This window comes from Mesorhizobium sp. B2-3-14 (assembly GCF_006442175.1).
In the GTDB taxonomy this organism is placed as follows: domain Bacteria; phylum Pseudomonadota; class Alphaproteobacteria; order Rhizobiales; family Rhizobiaceae; genus Mesorhizobium; species Mesorhizobium australicum.
In genome coordinates, this window is record NZ_VFVP01000001.1 from 304,780 (window position 1) to 322,254 (window position 17,475).

General features: G+C 62.6%; 14 protein-coding genes, 1 tRNA gene and 1 riboswitch. Of the genes, 11 read left to right on the forward strand and 4 right to left on the reverse strand.

Going from position 1 to position 17,475, the window contains the following annotated elements; translation table 11 throughout:
- Window positions 1–189 precede the first annotated feature (189 nt).
- The 5 genes from FJ950_RS01365 to FJ950_RS01385 all read left to right on the forward strand — a co-directional run bounded on the left by FJ950_RS01365 (window position 190) and on the right by FJ950_RS01385 (window position 5,460).
- The gene (locus FJ950_RS01365) at window positions 190–1,218 is read left to right on the forward strand and encodes a glycosyltransferase family 2 protein (protein ID WP_210241762.1); all 1,029 of its coding nucleotides are present in this window, start codon (window positions 190–192) and stop codon (window positions 1,216–1,218) included.
- 31 nt (window positions 1,219–1,249) lie between these two features.
- Window positions 1,250–1,708: a GtrA family protein gene (locus FJ950_RS01370; RefSeq protein ID WP_140614733.1), complete on the forward strand. Its 459-nt coding sequence runs from the start codon at window positions 1,250–1,252 to the stop codon at window positions 1,706–1,708.
- Window positions 1,705–3,195, forward strand: coding sequence for a hypothetical protein (locus FJ950_RS01375; protein WP_140614734.1), 1,491 nt, complete (start codon window positions 1,705–1,707; stop codon window positions 3,193–3,195). Before FJ950_RS01370 ends, FJ950_RS01375 begins: the two co-directional genes overlap by 4 nt.
- A gap of 207 nt (window positions 3,196–3,402) precedes the next feature.
- Complete coding sequence (locus tag FJ950_RS01380; protein ID WP_140614735.1) at window positions 3,403–5,334, forward strand: acyltransferase family protein; 1,932 nt, start codon at window positions 3,403–3,405, stop codon at window positions 5,332–5,334.
- A 52-nt stretch (window positions 5,335–5,386) separates the two neighbouring features.
- A tRNA-Gly gene (locus FJ950_RS01385) sits at window positions 5,387–5,460 on the forward strand.
- 66 nt (window positions 5,461–5,526) lie between these two features.
- Here the strand turns inward: FJ950_RS01385 and FJ950_RS01390 are convergent.
- Window positions 5,527–6,288, reverse strand: a complete 762-nt coding sequence (locus FJ950_RS01390) for a Stf0 family sulfotransferase (RefSeq protein WP_140614736.1) — start codon at window positions 6,286–6,288, stop codon at window positions 5,527–5,529.
- A gap of 364 nt (window positions 6,289–6,652) precedes the next feature.
- Here FJ950_RS01390 and FJ950_RS29425 point away from each other — a divergent pair, with 364 nt between their 5' ends.
- A complete protein-coding gene (locus FJ950_RS29425; RefSeq protein ID WP_181171003.1) occupies window positions 6,653–6,919 on the forward strand; it encodes a hypothetical protein in 267 nt (88 codons plus the stop codon).
- 85 nt (window positions 6,920–7,004) lie between these two features.
- Here FJ950_RS29425 and FJ950_RS01400 read toward each other — a convergent pair whose 3' ends face one another.
- Window positions 7,005–7,994 carry a LysR family transcriptional regulator gene (locus tag FJ950_RS01400; protein ID WP_015319281.1) on the reverse strand — a complete coding sequence of 330 codons (990 nt, stop codon included), beginning with the start codon at window positions 7,992–7,994 and terminating at the stop codon, window positions 7,005–7,007.
- 292 nt (window positions 7,995–8,286) lie between these two features.
- On the opposite strand from FJ950_RS01400, the gene chvE reads away from it, so the two are divergent.
- From chvE to araD1, 4 genes are all read left to right on the forward strand, one after another.
- Window positions 8,287–9,357 carry a multiple monosaccharide ABC transporter substrate-binding protein gene (gene chvE, locus FJ950_RS01405; RefSeq protein WP_015319282.1) on the forward strand — a complete coding sequence of 357 codons (1,071 nt, stop codon included), beginning with the start codon at window positions 8,287–8,289 and terminating at the stop codon, window positions 9,355–9,357.
- 164 nt (window positions 9,358–9,521) lie between these two features.
- Complete coding sequence (gene mmsA / locus FJ950_RS01410; protein ID WP_015319283.1) at window positions 9,522–11,054, forward strand: multiple monosaccharide ABC transporter ATP-binding protein; 1,533 nt, start codon at window positions 9,522–9,524, stop codon at window positions 11,052–11,054.
- Window positions 11,051–12,343, forward strand: a complete 1,293-nt coding sequence (gene mmsB, locus FJ950_RS01415; RefSeq protein WP_140614738.1) for a multiple monosaccharide ABC transporter permease — start codon at window positions 11,051–11,053, stop codon at window positions 12,341–12,343. The genes mmsA and mmsB overlap by 4 nt, the downstream gene beginning before the upstream one ends.
- Window positions 12,344–12,546: 203 nt before the next feature.
- Complete coding sequence (gene araD1, locus FJ950_RS01420; protein WP_015319285.1) at window positions 12,547–13,539, forward strand: AraD1 family protein; 993 nt, start codon at window positions 12,547–12,549, stop codon at window positions 13,537–13,539.
- Window positions 13,540–13,680: 141 nt separating this feature from the next.
- Here the strand turns inward: araD1 and FJ950_RS01425 are convergent, their stop codons facing one another.
- Window positions 13,681–14,775 (reverse strand): 2'-deoxycytidine 5'-triphosphate deaminase, encoded by a 1,095-nt coding sequence (locus FJ950_RS01425; protein WP_140614739.1) that lies wholly within the window; start codon window positions 14,773–14,775, stop codon window positions 13,681–13,683.
- A 158-nt stretch (window positions 14,776–14,933) separates the two neighbouring features.
- A riboswitch (SAM riboswitch) is annotated at window positions 14,934–15,011 on the forward strand.
- A gap of 56 nt (window positions 15,012–15,067) precedes the next feature.
- On the opposite strand from FJ950_RS01425, the gene FJ950_RS01430 reads away from it, so the two are divergent.
- Window positions 15,068–16,258, forward strand: a complete 1,191-nt coding sequence (locus tag FJ950_RS01430; RefSeq protein WP_015319287.1) for an O-succinylhomoserine sulfhydrylase — start codon at window positions 15,068–15,070, stop codon at window positions 16,256–16,258.
- Between the two features lie 30 nt (window positions 16,259–16,288).
- Here the strand turns inward: FJ950_RS01430 and FJ950_RS01435 are convergent, their stop codons facing one another.
- Window positions 16,289–17,440: a ceramide glucosyltransferase gene (locus FJ950_RS01435; RefSeq protein ID WP_140614740.1), complete on the reverse strand. Its 1,152-nt coding sequence runs from the start codon at window positions 17,438–17,440 to the stop codon at window positions 16,289–16,291.
- Window positions 17,441–17,475: the final 35 nt, after the last annotated feature.

The following is a 17,475-nucleotide window of genomic DNA, read 5'->3' on the forward strand; positions in this document are numbered from 1 at the left end:
GCTGGTGAAAGCCGGATTCTGGCGGGCTTATGGCGCGGTGCCCGCATCCGCATGGAACTGCCGGTTCGTTCGTGACACGTGCCATCGGCGCCGCCAAAAGCGTGGCGGCCGCACGACCCCCGGCTTACCTGTTTTCTGTTTTCTAACCAATTGCCGCTATTGCCATTTCCAAGCGGGAGCCAGGCTTTGGTGGGAACGGGAAAAATCGGCGCGCACCGCGCACCCATGTTGTCGGTCGTCGTGCCTTGCTACAATGAGCGCGACGGCGTGGCGGAGCTTCATCGACGCGTCAGCGCGGCATGCCTCGAGCAAAGCCTCTCCTACGAGGTCGTGCTCGTCATCGATGGAGCGACCGACGGAACCCGTGATGCCGTTTTCGAACTGGCCGAAAAGGACGACCATGTGGTCGCCATCGACCTTGCCCGCAACTACGGCCATCAGATCGCCTTGAGCGCCGGGCTGGAATTCTGCCGCGGCCAACGCATTCTCATCCTCGACGCCGACCTTCAGGATCCGCCCGAACTATTGAGCGCAATGATGGCGAAAATGGATGAAGGCTTCGACGTGGTCTACGGCCAAAGGGTAAAACGGGAGGGCGAAAGCTGGTTCAAGCTGGCCTCCGCCTCGATGTTCTACCGCCTGCTCGGCCGGATGGTCGATGTCGAGATCGCGCCGGACTCCGGAGATTTCCGGCTGATGAGCCGGCGCGCGCTGGACCATCTGATCGCGATGCCCGAACGCTACAGGTTCATTCGCGGCATGGTGAGCTGGATCGGGCTGAGGCAGGCCGCCTTTCCCTATGAACGGCAGCGGCGCTTTGCCGGCGCAACGCACTACCCGCTGAAGAAGATGGTTCTTCTGGCGGTCGACGCTATGACCAGCTTTTCGATCGTGCCTTTGCGCTTCGCTTCGCTGCTGGGCATGATGTTCGGCCTGCTCGGCCTGGTCGTGCTTGGCTATACGCTGTTCGAATGGTCTATCGGCAATGTTCTGCCGGGCTGGACGAGCCTTGCCGCGATCATGCTTATCCTGGGCAGCGTCCAGCTTCTGGTGCTGGGCATTTTCGGCGAGTATCTCGGCCGCATGTACATGGAGACGAAGCGGCGACCGCTTTACTTCGTCAACGAGATCGTTTCACGAAGCCAGGCGGCGGCCGAGGACCAGGACCTGCCGGTCCACCGCCTCCAGGAAATAGTGAAACGGGCGGCGCGTCGTTGAGGTAGGGTCGACCGTGGGTAACGGGAACGCCATGGGCGGGATATGGTCGGCTGTTCCGGCCGGCTTTTCGCGGATGCTGCGGTTTGGCGCGGTCGGGCTGCTCAACACGGCGCTGGGCTATTGTCTTATCCTGGCCGGGCTGAAGCTGGGCCTTGGCGACATCGCCGCCAACATGACCGGCTATGCCGGCGGCCTTGTCCTTGGCTTCTTCCTCAACCGCCGCTGGACCTTCGGCCGCGCGGGCGGTTTTCGCTCCGGCACGGCCGTGCGGTATGCGCTTGCCTTCGTTGTGGCTTATACCGCAAACCTGACGATAGTGGTCGCCGCCATGTCCGCCGGCATCGTCGAAAATCCGTTTGTCCACCTGGCGGGAAACTGCCTCTACTCGGTCCTCTTCTATCTCGGCTCGGTCCGTTTCGTCTTCGTCGGCGCGGCAAAGGACACTGTCTTGGTCGCGATCGACATGAAGTCCGCTGGAGCGGCGACATGAACAAGGTCGAGGCAATCGTTCCAGTGTTCTCGCCGCTCGAGGACGCACAGCGCGCCAGGCTGATATTCTGCCTGATCGGCGCGGGTGTCATGGCGACAGTTCTGGCAACCTTTGCCAGCGCAACCCTGCAGGACCCCGACAGCTGGTGGCATGTCAAAGTGGGGCTGGATTTCCTGGCAAACGGGACGCTTCCGACCGTCGACACCTATTCCTACACCTTCGCCGGCCAACCGTGGATTGCCAAGGAATGGCTGGGGCAGGTTCTGCTGGCCCTTGCCTACAGCGCGGGTGGCTGGAACGGCGTCGTCACGCTGATCATCGGCACGATCTGTCTCGCGGTCTTCCTGTCGGGATGGTTCCTCAGCGCGCACCTGAAACCGGTCCTGGCCGTAGCGCTGGCATTCGTCGCGGCCTTCCTGATCAGCCCGATCTATACGGCGCGCCCGCACGTCTTCACCTTGCCGATTATCGTCGTCTGGACGACGATGCTGTTTCGTGCCGCGCAGGACGAGAAGGCCCCGCCGCTCTGGCTGCTCGGTCTGGTCGTATTGTGGGCGAACCTGCATGCCACGTTCACTCTGAGCTTCATCATCGCCGCCTTCGCCGGCCTCGATCTGCTGGCGCGCACCGGCCTGTCGAAACCCGCACTTTTGGCGAAGTGGGTGGCGTTTGGCCTGCTCTGTCCGTTGGTCAGCCTGATACACCCCTATGGCGTGCAGGCCATCCTGGCCACGCTCACCGTCGCCTATGGCAATGAGGCGGTGCCGCTGATCCTGGAGTGGCGGCCGTTCAATGCCCAGGAACAGGTCCTCCAGGAAGCCGCGATACTGCTGGCCTTTTTCGGGCTTCTGACATCGAGGCTACGGATCGGCTGGGCCAAGGCGTTGTTCATCGTCTTCACCTTGCACGTCTACCTTTCGCATCTGCGGTTCGTCTATCTGTTCTTCCTGCTTGTTCCTCTGGTGGTCGCGGTCGAGGTCGCGCGCCAATATCCCGCCCTGTCCGCAGGCGCCTGGCTGAAAGAAGAGCGCGATGGACTGGAAAAATTCTTCGCCAGCCGATTCCATCTGCTCGGCGGCGCGACGGCGGTGTCGCTGGTCGTTGCGATGCTTGGGCTCAACAATGCCTACCAGGTCGCGCCGAGCCCGAAGACATCAGCCAGCGGCGCCCTTGCGTTCGCCAGGGATCACCACCTCGCAGGCAATGTGCTGAATTCCTACAATTTCGGCGGCACACTGATTTTCCACGACATCAAGACCTATGTCGACGGCAGGACGGACCAACTGTTCCTGGGCGGGTTCACGAAAGCGGATGAGGCGACGGGGCAGACGGGCGGAAAACCACTGCTCGAGGCGCAGTTGAAGAAATACGCCATCGGCTGGGCACTGCTTACAGCCGCGGATACCCGCATCCCCTTCTTCGCCGAGTTGGGCTGGAAGCGGGTCTATGCCGATGACTATGCCGTGATCTACCTGCCGGCAACCTGATCGGGCGCTTCCAAACCGGCTGCGCCGGCGTCCAAAGCATGGCGTTCCGGCTTGACACTCATGTTGCAGTGCAGCAAAATCGTTTCGCAGAGGAGAGCCTGTGAACCCCACGGCGTCACGATTTTTCGCACAACCAAGGCATCGTCGCATGAGCGGCGTGGCATGCTTCGCACGAGATCGGCGGGCCGCGAGCCGCGGACCGTCCGAATGAACTACAGGCGCGACATCGACGGCCTGCGGGCCGTTGCCGTGCTGCCCGTGGTGCTCTTTCATTTTGGCGTGTCCGCCATCCCAGGGGGATTCACCGGCGTCGATATTTTCTTTGTCATATCGGGCTATCTGATCAGCGGCAGCTTGCTGGATGATCTCGAGCGCGGCCAGTTTTCGATAGGCCGCTTCTACTGGCGCCGCGCACGGCGCATCCTGCCGGCGCTGACCTTCGTCATCCTGCTTGCAAGCATCGCGGCATGGTTCATCCTCCTGCCGTCGGACCTGCACGAGTTCAGCCTCAGCGTGATCGCTGCCTCGACCTTCTGGTCGAACATCTATTTCTGGAAGACGACGAACTATTTTTCGATCGACGCCGAACTGCGGCCGCTGCTGCACACATGGTCGCTTTCGGTCGAGGAACAGTACTACATCTTCGCGCCGATCCTGGTTTATCTGATCTATCGCTATGCCTCGAAGCGCTGGCTGACGATACTTCTGCCCATCACCATCGGCAGTTTTGCCCTGGCGGTGATGGCGACCACGCTGGCGCCGACCGCCGGCTTCTACCTGCTGCCGACACGCATCTGGGAACTGGCGCTGGGCGCCATGCTGATGCTGAAAAGGCCACCGCCACTTGCCAGCCGGCCGGCGACGGAACTGATCGGCTTGGCCGGCTTTGCACTGCTCGGCTTCGGCTTCCTGACGATCTCGGAGAGCGACCCGTTTCCGGGCTATAACGCCCTGTTTCCCTGCGTCGGAACGGCCCTGCTGATCTATGCGGGCCAGAACCATGCGAACCGACCCGTGCCCCTCGCCACGCGTGTGCTTCAGTTCGCCCCGATGGTCTGGATCGGCCTCATCTCCTATTCGCTCTACCTTGTTCACTGGCCGATCAACTCCTTCGTCCACTACCTCTCGCTGAAGGCCATCTCGGTGCCGATGATCGTCGCGATGACGGTGGCCAGCGTCGCCCTGGCGACCTTCTCGTGGAAATATGTGGAGCAGCCTTTCCGGCGGAAGCGGGCCTTCACCGCCCCGTTGCCGATCTTCGCCTTTTCGGCGACGGCGATCGCCCTGCTGTGTGTCGGCGGTCTGGCCGGTGTGCTGGGCAAGGGCTTTCCGCAGCGGTTCCCGGATTTCTCGACGCAACGGATCCTGGTGGGCGACTGGCGCAACGGTGTCTGCTTCAATGAGGGTGCGAGCCGGATCGAGGATTGGAACCTTGCCGGCTGCACGCGCACGCACGGCTTTGCCACCAATGTGCTGCTGTGGGGCGATTCCTTCGCGGCTCACTACGTATCGGGCCTGGAAGCCAACGCGCAGAAAATCCAGGCCAACGTCGTCCAATATACCTATGCCGGCTGCCCACCCAACCTGAGCTATTTTTCCTATGCCCGGCCGGCCTGCACCCGCTTCAACGAACGGGCGCTGTCGATCATCCGTGATGCCAATATCCAGGCGGTGATCCTGAGCGGTCGATGGACCGACTACCAGGCCAGGGGCTTCGATGGCCTGCAGACGACGATCGACCGGCTACGCGACATGGGTGTCAAGGTCTATGTCATCGGCCAGTCTCCGGAGTTCATCGCCGACGTCCAGAAGATCGCTTTCTTTGCGAAACACGAGGGCGCCGCGAATACATCCTGGCCGATGGCCATGGATCCCGACATCAACAAGCAGGTGCAACTCTTCGCCAACGGCGCGACCTTCATCGACCCGCTCACCTATCTGTGCGACGCAACCGGTTGCTCCTATGCGGATGCCGGCAGCAAGCAGTTTCTCTATTTCGACTATGGCCATTTCTCTTCCGCCGGCGCGACGCTGGCCATCTCGAAATACTGGCCGAGCTTCGCCGCCGGCGGCGAAGTCGCAAAGGCCAGGGAACCAACGCCGACCGTCACCGGTGAGTTGGCGAAGCCCGCCTTGTGAGACCGGTTTGCGATTGCCCGAGGCCATGCCGTCATGATAACGAGGCTGCAGCGCGGGTATGATGTAATGGTAGCCTGTCAGCTTCCCAAGCTGAACGCGCGGGTTCGATTCCCGCTACCCGCTCCAGCTTGATGCGAAAAGCCGATTGCCTAGGCCGGACCCTGTCCGATTGGCAGCACTATCGGGATTCGCCTAGGCCTGTCCGGTTAGCATCTGCTTCTTGAGGAGGAACCGGGCGAGATTGTTGATGTTCCGCGGCGCCACCTTCCTGGGCAGATGCGCCAGGAGGTCTTCCGATTTGACGTCGTTGCGGAACCGCTCCGCCCAATCTTCGGTGAGATCGTCCCGCTGCAGGCGTAAATTCGTTTCGAACTCTCCGTCCGGCATTTCAACCGACAACTGCCGGGCCACCGACGCAACGTACGGCCGAGGATCGTCCAACAAATCCTCATAAAAAAAGTGATCGTATGCCAGGTCGGCCAGCCGCAGGTAAGCTTCCCAGAAGGCATAGCTCTGCTCGATCAGGAAATAGGCCTGGCAGATGCCGGCGAAGTCGTATCGCGGAACCAGATCGGCGCCGTCCATCGTGCTTTTCCAGTGCCCCGACGCCTTTGCCCGGCAATAGGAAATCGCCTGGCGAAGGCGGTCCCGCCGCTCCAGCAGGACCAAGCCCATGGCATGGCGCCGGCTGCATTCAGCGAGGAAGTCAACTCCATATCTGGCCTGCGACCAGTGAAGATGCCGCGGAAACAGTTTCACGGCGAACGTGCCGTTTGCGGTTCCGCCGCGATCGATCACGGCGGACATCAGGTCATCGAAGGATTTCGGCTTGCACCCCAGATTGGCCGTATCGAGCCACTCGGCCGACTTGCCCAACAATCCCGTGCTGTTCGTGAGACTGCCAAGCCATTCGGAGCCGCTGCGGGCTTCGGTCAGTATGGCGACGCCCTTCATGCGTGCCGCTTCTCCGCGGCACGCATGATCTTGGTTGCAGAATGCCGTTCTTCTTGATGGTCCCTCGGCATGGTCAAAGCTCCGCTTTAAACAGGCTTCAACGGACAAAGGCTCATATGGTTCCGCCGATTCCGCGGCAGCTAGGCAAAAGTGCGAGTCCCAAACACGTTACAGTTGGGTAATCAACGCCGGACTTGAAGAGCCTGAACACAGGTGCCGGCCACCTGCGGTGGCCGGCTTATGCGTCAGCAAGAAGAGATTACAGCCATACGCGGAGCCAGACGCGCTCGCGCCAGCAGCGGGTACGGCGGCGGCCATGGCGCCAGTAGCTGCGGCAAACTCGTCTCCAGCCGCGGCGACGCCCGTGGCGACGACGCCAGTAGCCATCGTGGCCATGATGGCGGCGAAAATGCCAGTCGCGATGCGAGACCTGCTCTACCTCGACCGCTTCATCCCCTTCGAAGACAGCCGGATCCGGCTTGTCCAGTTCATCGAGAATTCCGTTTCCCTGGGGAACACCGGCTACCGCGCGGCCGGGTCCGGCCACGCTCGCAAACGCCGCTGCCCCCGCGAGGCCAAGCATTCCAGTAAGAAACAACCGACGTTCCATAAAAACCTCCCGAGTTGTTAATCGTCGACACCTCGTTTCCTCGCCCGCAACGGGCTCCAGCGCGCATGCCGAACGGTTTGAACGCGCGGCAGCGGTTCTCGTTCCATCACCCCACTTCGCGCAGGATGAAATCATGCAGCATTTTGGCAGCCGGCGACAGTACGCGATTCCTGACGGTGATCAGGCTGTAAGGCCTGACCTCGATGTCGAATTCGGTTTGGACGACATCAATGGCGCCGGCAAGCCCGTCCGGGTTCTGGATGAACTTCGCCACCTGCACCGAGACCGGCGCGATGGCATCGGATTGCGCGACCATGACCAGCGTGAGCAGCAGCGAACTGGTGTTCAAGATCCGGTCCGGCAGCGCGATGTTGCGGTTCAGGAAGTTGCTCTCCATCGCCTGACGCAAGGGCGAACCGCCCGACTGGAAGACCCAATCATAGGCAGCGGTGTCTTCCAGCCGCACCACATTGCCTCCGGCGAGCGGGTGGCCGCGGCGCACGATCAGGCAGGCCTTCTCGACGCCGATCACACGGGATTCGAACAGTCGTGGATTGAGGTCGTCGGGAATGCGGGCGATAATGAAGTCGTGACGCGAGGCGATCAGCTCGCGGGCGAGCACGTTCGACGTCTCGACCTGCATGGTGATCTCGATGCGCGGGTAGATGCGGCGGATTTCACGGATCGCCGGCACTGCCAATTCGATCGCCGGCGCGGTCACGGCGCCGAGGAACACCGAACCGCCCTTGCCGGCCTTGAGCTCGGCAATCTCGCGATCGGCTTCGCGCATCTCGAGCAGGATCGAGCGGGCCCGCCTGGCAAGCGCCTGGCCATAGGGAGTGAGGGTCACTCCGCGCGGCAGCCGTTCGCACAGCTTCACGTCGAGCACCGCCTCCATCTCGGCAATCATGCGCGAAGCGGCCGGCTGGGAGATGTTCATGACCTGGGCCGCGGCGCTCACCCGTCCGTGATCGTCGAGGGCGGCGATCATGCGCATGTGGCGCAAGCTCAAGCCACTGCGCAGGAGTGTCTCCCCGTCTCCCGGGAGCTTCTCGTAACTTACTGGAATCGCATCGGGATCGCGCAATGCCGCCATGATCTCCCAGCTTTCTCGCCGATTGCTTTCCGGATGCTAGATCATACCGGTTTCGGTATAGCAACCACCAAAGATCGCATTTGACAGTTATGGCAAAGGGACCCACCCTTCGCGCGTTCCGGGACGCAAGGGTCGGTGGCGATCAAAATCGTATCGATTGAAACTGCGTCGCGGAGCCGATTGGGAGGATACCGGAGATCGATAATGCCGACAGCGGCGCGGTTGCGCTCCTGTCTGGCTGCGCGGCCCGCGAAGCCCCGAGGTGTCGCGTCCATCAACCAGGGAGAGTAATGTGAAGATTATCAAGACGCTGGCCGCCGTGGCGGCCCTTGGCATCGCTGCCATGACCTATCAGGCGCACGCGGCCGACAAGGGTCTTGTCGGCGTGCTGATGCCGACCAAGACCTCGCAACGCTGGATCAATGACGGCGACGCCGTCAAATCCCAGCTCGAGGCGCTCGGCTACACTGTCGACCTGCAATACGCGCAGGACGACATCCCCAACCAGCTCAGCCAGCTGGAAAACGAAATCACCAAGGGTCCGAAGGCGCTGATCATCGCCTCGATCGACGGCACCACGCTGTCGGATGCGCTGCAGAAGGCCAACGACGCGGGCGTCGTCGTCGTCGCCTATGACCGCCTGATCAAGAAGACCAAGAATGTCGACTATTACACCACCTTCGACAATTTCGGCGTCGGCGTGATCCAGGCAAATTCCCTGGTCAAGGGCCTCAAGGAGCGTTTCCCGAACACCAAGCCGTGGAACGTCGAACTGTTCGGCGGCTCGCCCGACGACAACAACGCCTTCTTCTTCTACAATGGCGCGATCTCCGTCCTGCAGCCGCTGATCGACGATGGCTCGATCAAGATCAAGTCCGGCCAGACCGGCATGGACAAGGTCGGCACGCTGCGCTGGCTCGCCGCCACCGCCCAGGCGCGCATGGACAACCTTCTGTCGGCCAACTACTCGGACGGCAGCCGCGTCGATGGCGTTCTGTCACCCTATGACGGCCTGTCGCGCGGCATCACCGCCTCGCTGCGCGCTGTCGGTTACGGCACCGACGCACAGCCCTGGCCGATCGTGACCGGTCAGGACGCCGAGACCGCCTCGGTCAAGCTGATCATCTCGGGCGAGCAGTACTCGACCGTGTTCAAGGACACCCGCGAACTGGCCAAGGCCACGGTGCAGCTGGTCGACAAGGTGCTCTCCGGCGGCAAGCCGGAAGGCCTCGACGAAAAGACCTACAACAACGACGTCAAGGTGGTTCCCTCGATCCTGCTGACGCCGCATGAGGTCGACAAGTCGAACTACCAGGCCCTGGTCGTCGACTCCGGCTACATCAAGGCCGAAGACCTGAAGTAATCCCGGTTACAAAGGCAGGGGTCCTGCGCGACGCAGGGCCCCTTTTCGTTCACAAGCGGCCCCGGTATTGTCTCTGCCGGCCTAGAGCCATTCCCGGAAAATTGCGCAGCGGTTTTCCGTCAGGAATCGCCTAAAAAAAGAAAGTCTAGGAGGAGCTTGCCCTGATGACCTCGACGATTTTGGAGATGCGCGACATCACCAAGACGTTCCCCGGCGTGAAGGCGCTGTCGAACGTCAACCTCCGCGTCGAGGAAGGCGAAATCCATGCCGTGGTCGGCGAGAACGGCGCCGGAAAATCGACACTGATGAAGGTGCTTTCGGGCGTCTATCCCTCCGGCACCTATGATGGCCAGATCATCTTTCAGGGCCAGGAATGCCAGTTCAAGGGCATTCATGACAGCGAACACAAGGGCATCGTCATCATCCACCAGGAGCTTGCGCTGGTGCCGATGCTGTCGATCGCCGAAAACATTTTCCTCGGCAACGAGCAAGCCAGATACGGCGTCATCGACTGGGACGCCAACGAGGCGCGCACGGCCGAGCTTTTGAAGAAAGTCGGGCTCAAGGAAGACCCCAAGACGCTGATCACCCATATCGGCGTCGGCAAGCAGCAGCTGGTCGAGATCGCCAAGGCGCTCAGCAAGGAAGTGAAGCTGCTGATCCTCGACGAGCCGACAGCATCGCTCAGCGAGAAGGACAGCCAGGCGCTGCTCGATCTATTGCTCGAGTTCAAGCGGCAGGGCATGACCTCGATCCTGATCTCCCACAAGCTCAACGAGGTGAACCGCGTCGCCGACAAGGTGACGGTGATCCGCGACGGGCGCACGATCGAGACATTGCCGAGGAAGGACATCAGCGAGGACCGCATCATCACCTCGATGGTCGGCCGATCCCTAGACGATCGCTACCCGCCGCGCGAACCTAGCATCGGCGACGTCATTTTCGAGGTCAAGGACTGGTCCGTCTACCACCCGATCCATGCCGAACGGCAAGTGATCAAGAGCATCGACCTCAAGGTGCGCAAGGGCGAAGTTGTCGGCATAGCGGGACTGATGGGCGCCGGCCGCACCGAATTCGCCATGAGCCTGTTCGGCCGCTCCTATGGCCGGCGCATCAGCGGCGAGGTGCTGCTCAACGGCAAGCCCGTGGACCTTTCCACAGTGGGCAAGGCCGTGCAGAACGGCATCGCCTATGTCACCGAGGACCGCAAGACCTATGGGCTGAACCTCATCGACCATATCAAGCACAATGTGACGCTGGCCAACCTTGGCGGCGTTTCCAGTGGCGGCGTCATCGACGATATGCGCGAAATGAGCGTCGCCAACGACTATCGCAAGAAGACCAATATCCGCGCATCCAGCGTCTATCAGCTGACCGGCAACCTCTCTGGCGGCAACCAGCAGAAGGTGGTGCTGTCGAAATGGCTGTTCGCCGACCCGGAAGTCCTGATCCTCGACGAGCCGACGCGCGGCATCGACGTCGGCGCCAAGTACGAAATCTATACAATCATCGCCCGCCTCGCCGCCGAGGGCAAAGCGATCATCGTCATCTCGTCTGAAATGCCGGAATTGCTCGGCATCACCGACAGAATCTATGTCATGAACGAAGGGCGCATCGTCGGCGAAATGGCGGCAAGCGACGCCAGCCAGGAAAAAATCATGCGCGCCATTGTTCGCGGAGAAGGAAAAGCATCATGAGCACAGACAGCGCTCCCGCACCCCAAAGCGGCACCGCCGAGGACGTCAAGCAGGGTCCTCGCGTCGCCGTCTCGGCGCTGACGACGAACCTGCGCGAATACGGCCTGATCATCGCGCTGATCGTCATCATGCTGTTCTTCCAGTACACGACGTCGGGAACGCTGTTCAAACCGGTCAACCTCAGCAACCTGGTGCAGCAGAACTCGTTCATCATCGTGATGGCGCTCGGCATGCTGCTGGTCATCGTCGCCGGCTACATCGATCTCAGCGTAGGATCGGTCGCCGGCTTCATCGGCGCGCTTGCCGCCATGATGATGGTCATCTGGCCGCTCGGCATATTCAGCAATCCGCTCGTTGTCTCGATCGTCTGCCTCATCGTCGGCGGGTTGATCGGTGGCGCGCAAGGGTACTGGATCGCCTATCACCGCATACCAAGCTTCATCGTGACGCTCGCCGGCATGCTGATCTTCCGCGGCATCTGCCAGGCGCTGCTTGGCGGCGGCTCCTCGGTCGGCCCGCTTCCCGACAGTTTCAAGGCGCTGAGTTCCGGTTTCATCCCCGATGTCATCGGTCCGCTGACCCTGATCCCGCCGACGGTGAACGCGGCCGGCAAGACCGTTTTGGGCAGTGGCCTGACGCTTCACATGACGACAGTCGTGCTGGGCCTGATCGCGGTGCTCGCCTACGCCTATTTCGGCTTCAGGACGCGACGCAAGCGCGAACTCCACGGTTATGAGGCCGAGCCTTTCACCCTGTTCGTCATCAAGACCCTGGTCGGCAGCGCACTGGCGCTCTTCCTGGTCTTCCAGTTCGCGACCTATCGGGGCCTGCCGATCGTGCTCCTGGTGATGGGCCTGCTGATCTCGCTGTTCGTCTTCGTCACCAAGCGCATGACCATCGGCCGCCGCATCTACGCCATGGGAGGCAACGCCAAGGCGGCGCAACTGTCGGGCATCAACACCGAAAGGCTGACGCTCTGGGTGTTCGTCAACATGGGCGTTCTGTCGGCGCTCGGCGGGCTGATCATCGCCGCACGTCTCGGCCAGGCCGTGCCGGCCGCGGGCCTCGGCAGCGAGCTCGACGTGATCGCGGCCGTCTTCATCGGCGGCGCCTCGGCGATGGGCGGCGTCGGCCAAGTCATCGGCGCGGTGGTCGGCGGCTTCATCATGGGCGTGATGAACAACGGCATGTCGATCATGGGCGTCAATGTCGACTGGCAGCAGGTGGTCAAGGGCCTGGTGCTGCTCGGGGCCGTGATCTTCGACGTCTACAACAAGAACAAGGCTTGAGGGCCGGGGGCGAGGACTAGGAGGCATACGGGTTCTAGATCGCGAAGCTGCCGGCAGCCCGTCGGCACCAAGAAGTCCGGGGAAGGACCAGGCTCGCGAACGCAATCCGGACGAAGCGTTTCAACCGTGGCGCGTTTCCGCGCCGCGCCGGTTAGGATTTGCCCATTGGCAGCCGGATACAGATAAATGAGAGAGGACTGATCATGCTGATCTCGCAGATTCTCGACGACGCCGAGACGATCCGTGTCGTTGCCCGCAGCGGCGGGAAGACCCGGATCATCAACGGGGCACGCAGCGTCTATTCGCTGGCGATGGAGGCCGCCCGCACCGGCGTCGGCCTGGCCGCCCTGATCGAACGCAAGGGGCTTGGCGAGACGATCGATCTCGACGCCGCCTACAAGCGGGGGCGCCTGCTGTCGCCGATCAACCACCCCGACCCGGCGCATCTGCACTTGACCGGCACCGGGCTGACGCATCTGGGGTCGGCCGCGACGCGCGATTCCATGCACAAGAAGCTCAGCACCGACGGCGAGGAGCAACTCACCGATTCCATGAAGATGTTCCGCATGGGACTGGAAGGCGGCAAGCCCGCGAAAGGCCAGGTCGGCGTGCAGCCGGAATGGTTCTACAAGGGCAACGGCACCATGGCAGTCGCGCCTGGCGCGGCGCTCATGTCACCGGCCTTTGCCAAGGATGCCGGCGAGGAACCAGAGGTCGCCGGGATCTATGTCATCGGCGATGACGGGGCGCCATTCCGCGTCGGCTTCACCTTGTCGAACGAATTCTCGGACCATGTGACCGAGCGCGTCAACTATCTCTTCCTCGCCCATTCCAAGCTGCGCAATGCCTCCTTCGGCCCGGAGATCCTGATCGGAGACCTGCCTTCGGACATCCGCGGCACGTCGCGTATCCTGCGCGACGGCAAGGCATTGTGGGAAAAGCCCTTCCTGTCGGGTGAAACGAACATGTCCCACACCATCGCCAATCTCGAACACCACCACTTCAAATATTCGGCCTTCCGCCAGCCTGGCGACGTGCATGTGCATATGTTCGGCACAGCGACGCTATCCTTCGCCGACGGCATCAAGACGGAAGCCGGCGACGTGTTCGAGATCGAGGCCGGGGACTTCGGACTGCCGCTGCGCAACCCGCTCGAGATCGAGAAGCCGGTGAAGGTGTCGGTGAAGGCGCTTTGAATCCATGAGCGCGTGATTCCCCTCTCGTGGGGAATGGCTGGCAAGCCAGAGCGGGGCGCTGTCCCGCCGATCTAGCAATAGGTTTCCGTCACGTCCCTGCCGGGCATCTCTCCCACAAGAGCGAGGTCGGCAGCTTCAACCTTAGCGCACGGCGCGGAAATGCTTTGACAGCTTCAGGCCCTGCGCCTGGTAGTTCGAGCCGAGATCGGTGCCGTAGAGCGCCTGCGGTCGCTTCAGCATATGCTCGTAGACCAGCCGGCCGACGATCTGGCCGTGGTCGAGGATGAACGGCACTTCGTGGCTGCGCACTTCGAGCACCGCCCGGCTGCCGGTGCCGCCGGCCGCCGAATGGCCGAAACCCGGATCGAAAAAGCCGGCATAGTGGACACGAAACTCGCCGACCAGCGGATCGAACGGCGTCATCTCGGCGGCGTAGAGCGGCGGCACATGCACCGCCTCCTGGCTGACGAGGATGTAGAACTCGTCGGGATCGAGCACCAGTTCGCCGGCGCGGCTCTTGTGGATCGGCTCCCAGAAGTCGAGGACATCCTGCGCGGCGCGCTTGTCGACATCGACGAGGCCGGTGTGGTGCTTGCCGCGATAGCCGACCAACCCATCCTTGTCGCCATTGAGGTCGATCGACAGCGCGATGCCGCCGCCGGAAATGTTCGGCGGCTCCGTGGCGACCAGCATCTCGGCACGATGCAGCTCATGCAACTCGGCTTCCGAGAGCAGCGCATTGCCGGTGCGAAAGCGGATTTGAGACAGGCGCGAACCCGTGCGCGCGATGATCGGAAAGGTGCGCGGGCTGACCTCGAGATAGAGCGGACCGGTGTAGCCGGCGGCGATCTTATCGAACTCATGGCCCCGATCGGTCATGACGCGGGTGAAGATGTCGAGCCGCCCGGTCGAGCTCTTCGGATTGGCCGAGGCCGAAATGTCAGCCGGCAGGGCCAGACTTTCGAGCAGCGGCACAATATAGACGCAGCCGGTTTCGAGGACCGCGCCTTCGGTCAGACTGATCTCGTGCAGTTGCAGCCGATCGAGCTTTTCCGACACCTTGTGGTTGGGACCGGGCAGGAACGAGGCGCGAACCCGCCAGGCCCTTTCGCCCAATCTGAGATCAAGGCTTGCCGGCTGGATCTGGTCGGCATCGAGCGCGCGCGGCGACTTCAGCGCGCCGGACCGGAACAGCGCCGAAATGTCCTGATCGGGAAGAATGCCTGTCTGCCGCAAAGTCTGGCTCCGCCCCAAGACTGGTCTCTTTCGTTGCAGGTTCTTGTTTGTTGCAGGATCTTGCCGCAAAACCGCCGGGCACTTCTGCGGAACCTGCCTTGGTACAAACGTCTTAATGAAGCCGGCAATTGACGCAAGCGTGGCGCGGGTCTAAAGGGTCGTTATCCCGTGGTGATTTGGCCGGTCGGCTTGCAGCCACGTTAAACAAGTCGCTAAAGGACCGTCGGGCCGCAAGGCCGTATGGACCGGTTGCGACTTTCGCGGCCGGTTTTTTTGTGTCTGGAACAAAGCGATGAGCACCAAGAAGCGCAACTGGAAACCTCAGACGGCACTCGTGCATGGCGGAACCCTGCGTTCCGGCTTCGGCGAAACCTCCGAGGCGATGTACCTGACCCAGGGCTATGTCTATCAGACGGCGCAGGCCGCCGAGGCCCGCTTCAAGGGCGAAGAGCCTGGTTTCATCTATTCGCGCTACGCCAACCCGACCGTCGACATGTTCGAAAAGCGCATGTGCGCGCTTGAAGGCGCCGAAGACGCGCGCGCCACGGCGTCGGGCATGGCGGCGGTGACGGCTGCCCTTCTGTGCAGCGTCAAGGCCGGCGACCACATCGTGGCCGCGCGCGCGCTGTTCGGCTCCTGCCGCTGGGTGGTCGAGACGCTGGCGCCGCGCTATGGCATCGAGGCGACCTTGGTCGACGGCACCGAGATCGCCAATTGGGAAAAGGCGGTCAGGCCGAACACCAAGCTGTTCTTCCTGGAAAGCCCGACCAACCCGACGCTCGAGGTCGTCGACATCGCCGCCGTCGCCTCGCTTGCCAATTCGATCGGCGCGCGGCTGGTCGTCGACAATGTCTTTGCCACGCCGCTGCAACAGAAGCCGTTGCAGCTTGGTGCGCACATCGTCGTCTACTCGGCCACGAAGCACATTGACGGCCAGGGCCGCTGCCTGGGCGGCGTCATCCTGTCGGACAAGAAGTGGATTGACGAGAACCTGCACGACTATTTCCGCCACACCGGTCCCAGCCTGTCGCCGTTCAACGCCTGGACGCTGCTGAAGGGCCTGGAAACCTTGCCGCTGCGCGTGCGCCAGCAGACCGAGAGCGCCGGCAGGATCGCCGACTTCCTGGCCGGGCAGCCGCAGATCGCCCGCGTCATCTATCCCGGCCGCGCCGACCACCCGCAGGCCGATATCGTCAAGAAGCAGATGTCGGGTGGCTCGACGCTGATCTGCCTCGACGTCAAGGGCGGCAAGCCGGCGGCCTTCGCCCTGCAGAACGCCCTCGACATCGTGCTGATCTCGAACAATCTGGGCGATGCCAAGAGCCTGATCACCCATCCGGCGACGACCACCCACAAGAACCTCAGCGATGAGGCCCGCGCCGAACTCGGCATCGGGCCAGGTACGCTCAGGCTGTCGGTCGGCCTGGAGGATACGGACGACCTGCTGGAAGATATCGCCCAAGCCTTGAAGGCCGCCAAATAGGTTTCGTCCAGGCAGCGTCGTCAGCAGCGATCAGGCGCTCGACGGCGTCTCCTCCAGTTCCGCCGTCTTGGTGCGGATGGTCATGGCGTTGCCGCGCCAGTCGACGGAGCCGCCGAGCCAGCCGCGCGCCCAGATGGCCGGGAGCATGACGTCCCGCGCGACCGTCGCCGCGATCATGCGCGTCGAGACGTGCCAACCCTTGGCCAGGGCCAGAGCGCATTCCGGAAGATAGAACGCCGCCAGCACGGCAATCGCGGTTGCCCAGAGACTGACGCCGGCGCTCGCCGCGGCAATCAGCGCAAGAGCCAACGGGACCGCCGCGCCAGTCAGGATCTCGGGCGCGAAGAACAGCGGGAAGGTGACGCGGCGCAGGCGCGCCCAGCGGGCCTGGCGCGACCAGATCTCGCCAAACGTGCGCTGGCCGAGCGGCTGCTCGAAGGGCGCCGCAACGAGGTTGACACGCAGGCCGAGGCCGTTCACCAGCTTGGTCGCGGCGGCGTCCTCGGCGATCTCGGCGGCCAGCGCGCGGATGCCGCCATTGGCGTCCAGCATCGGCTTGTTCCACAGCATGCTCTTGCCCTGCGCGAAGCCGAGGCCGAGCGCCTCGCCGGCATACTGCCAGCGGGCCTGCAATGTGTTGAGGAAGGCGCATTCGACGTCGGCCCAGAAACCATCTGGCCTGGAGCCGATCGGCGTCGAGCAGACAAGGCCGGTACCGTGCTGCCACGCCGCCATCATGTGCTCGACATAGTCCCTCGGCATCAGAACGTTGGAATCGGCAAGAATGATCCAGTCGTGGCGCGCCGCTTCCCAGCCTTTGACGCAATTGTTGAGCTTTGGATTGGCACTGACACGGTCGTCGCCGATCAACAGCCGGGCCGGCACCTGCGGAAACCGGGCAATCGCCCTGTTTATCAGTTTGACCACCGGGTCGTCGGCATGGGCGACGCAGAAGATCAGTTCGTAGCGTGGCCAGTCGAGCGCGAAGGCGCGTTCCAGCGTCTCATGTGTGAATGGCTCGACGCCGCGCGACGGGACGACAATCGACACCGCCGGCGATCTGCCCGCCGGCGGGGCAATCGTGGTGCGCCGTTTCAGCTGTGAAGCGGCAAGCAGGATGCTGGCAGCGTTTGAGAGGATGAGTGCGGTCGAAAGCGAGGCGGATATGAGAGTGAGTTCCATCGAGATCTGGTCACTCCGGAAGTCGGCCCGCGTCG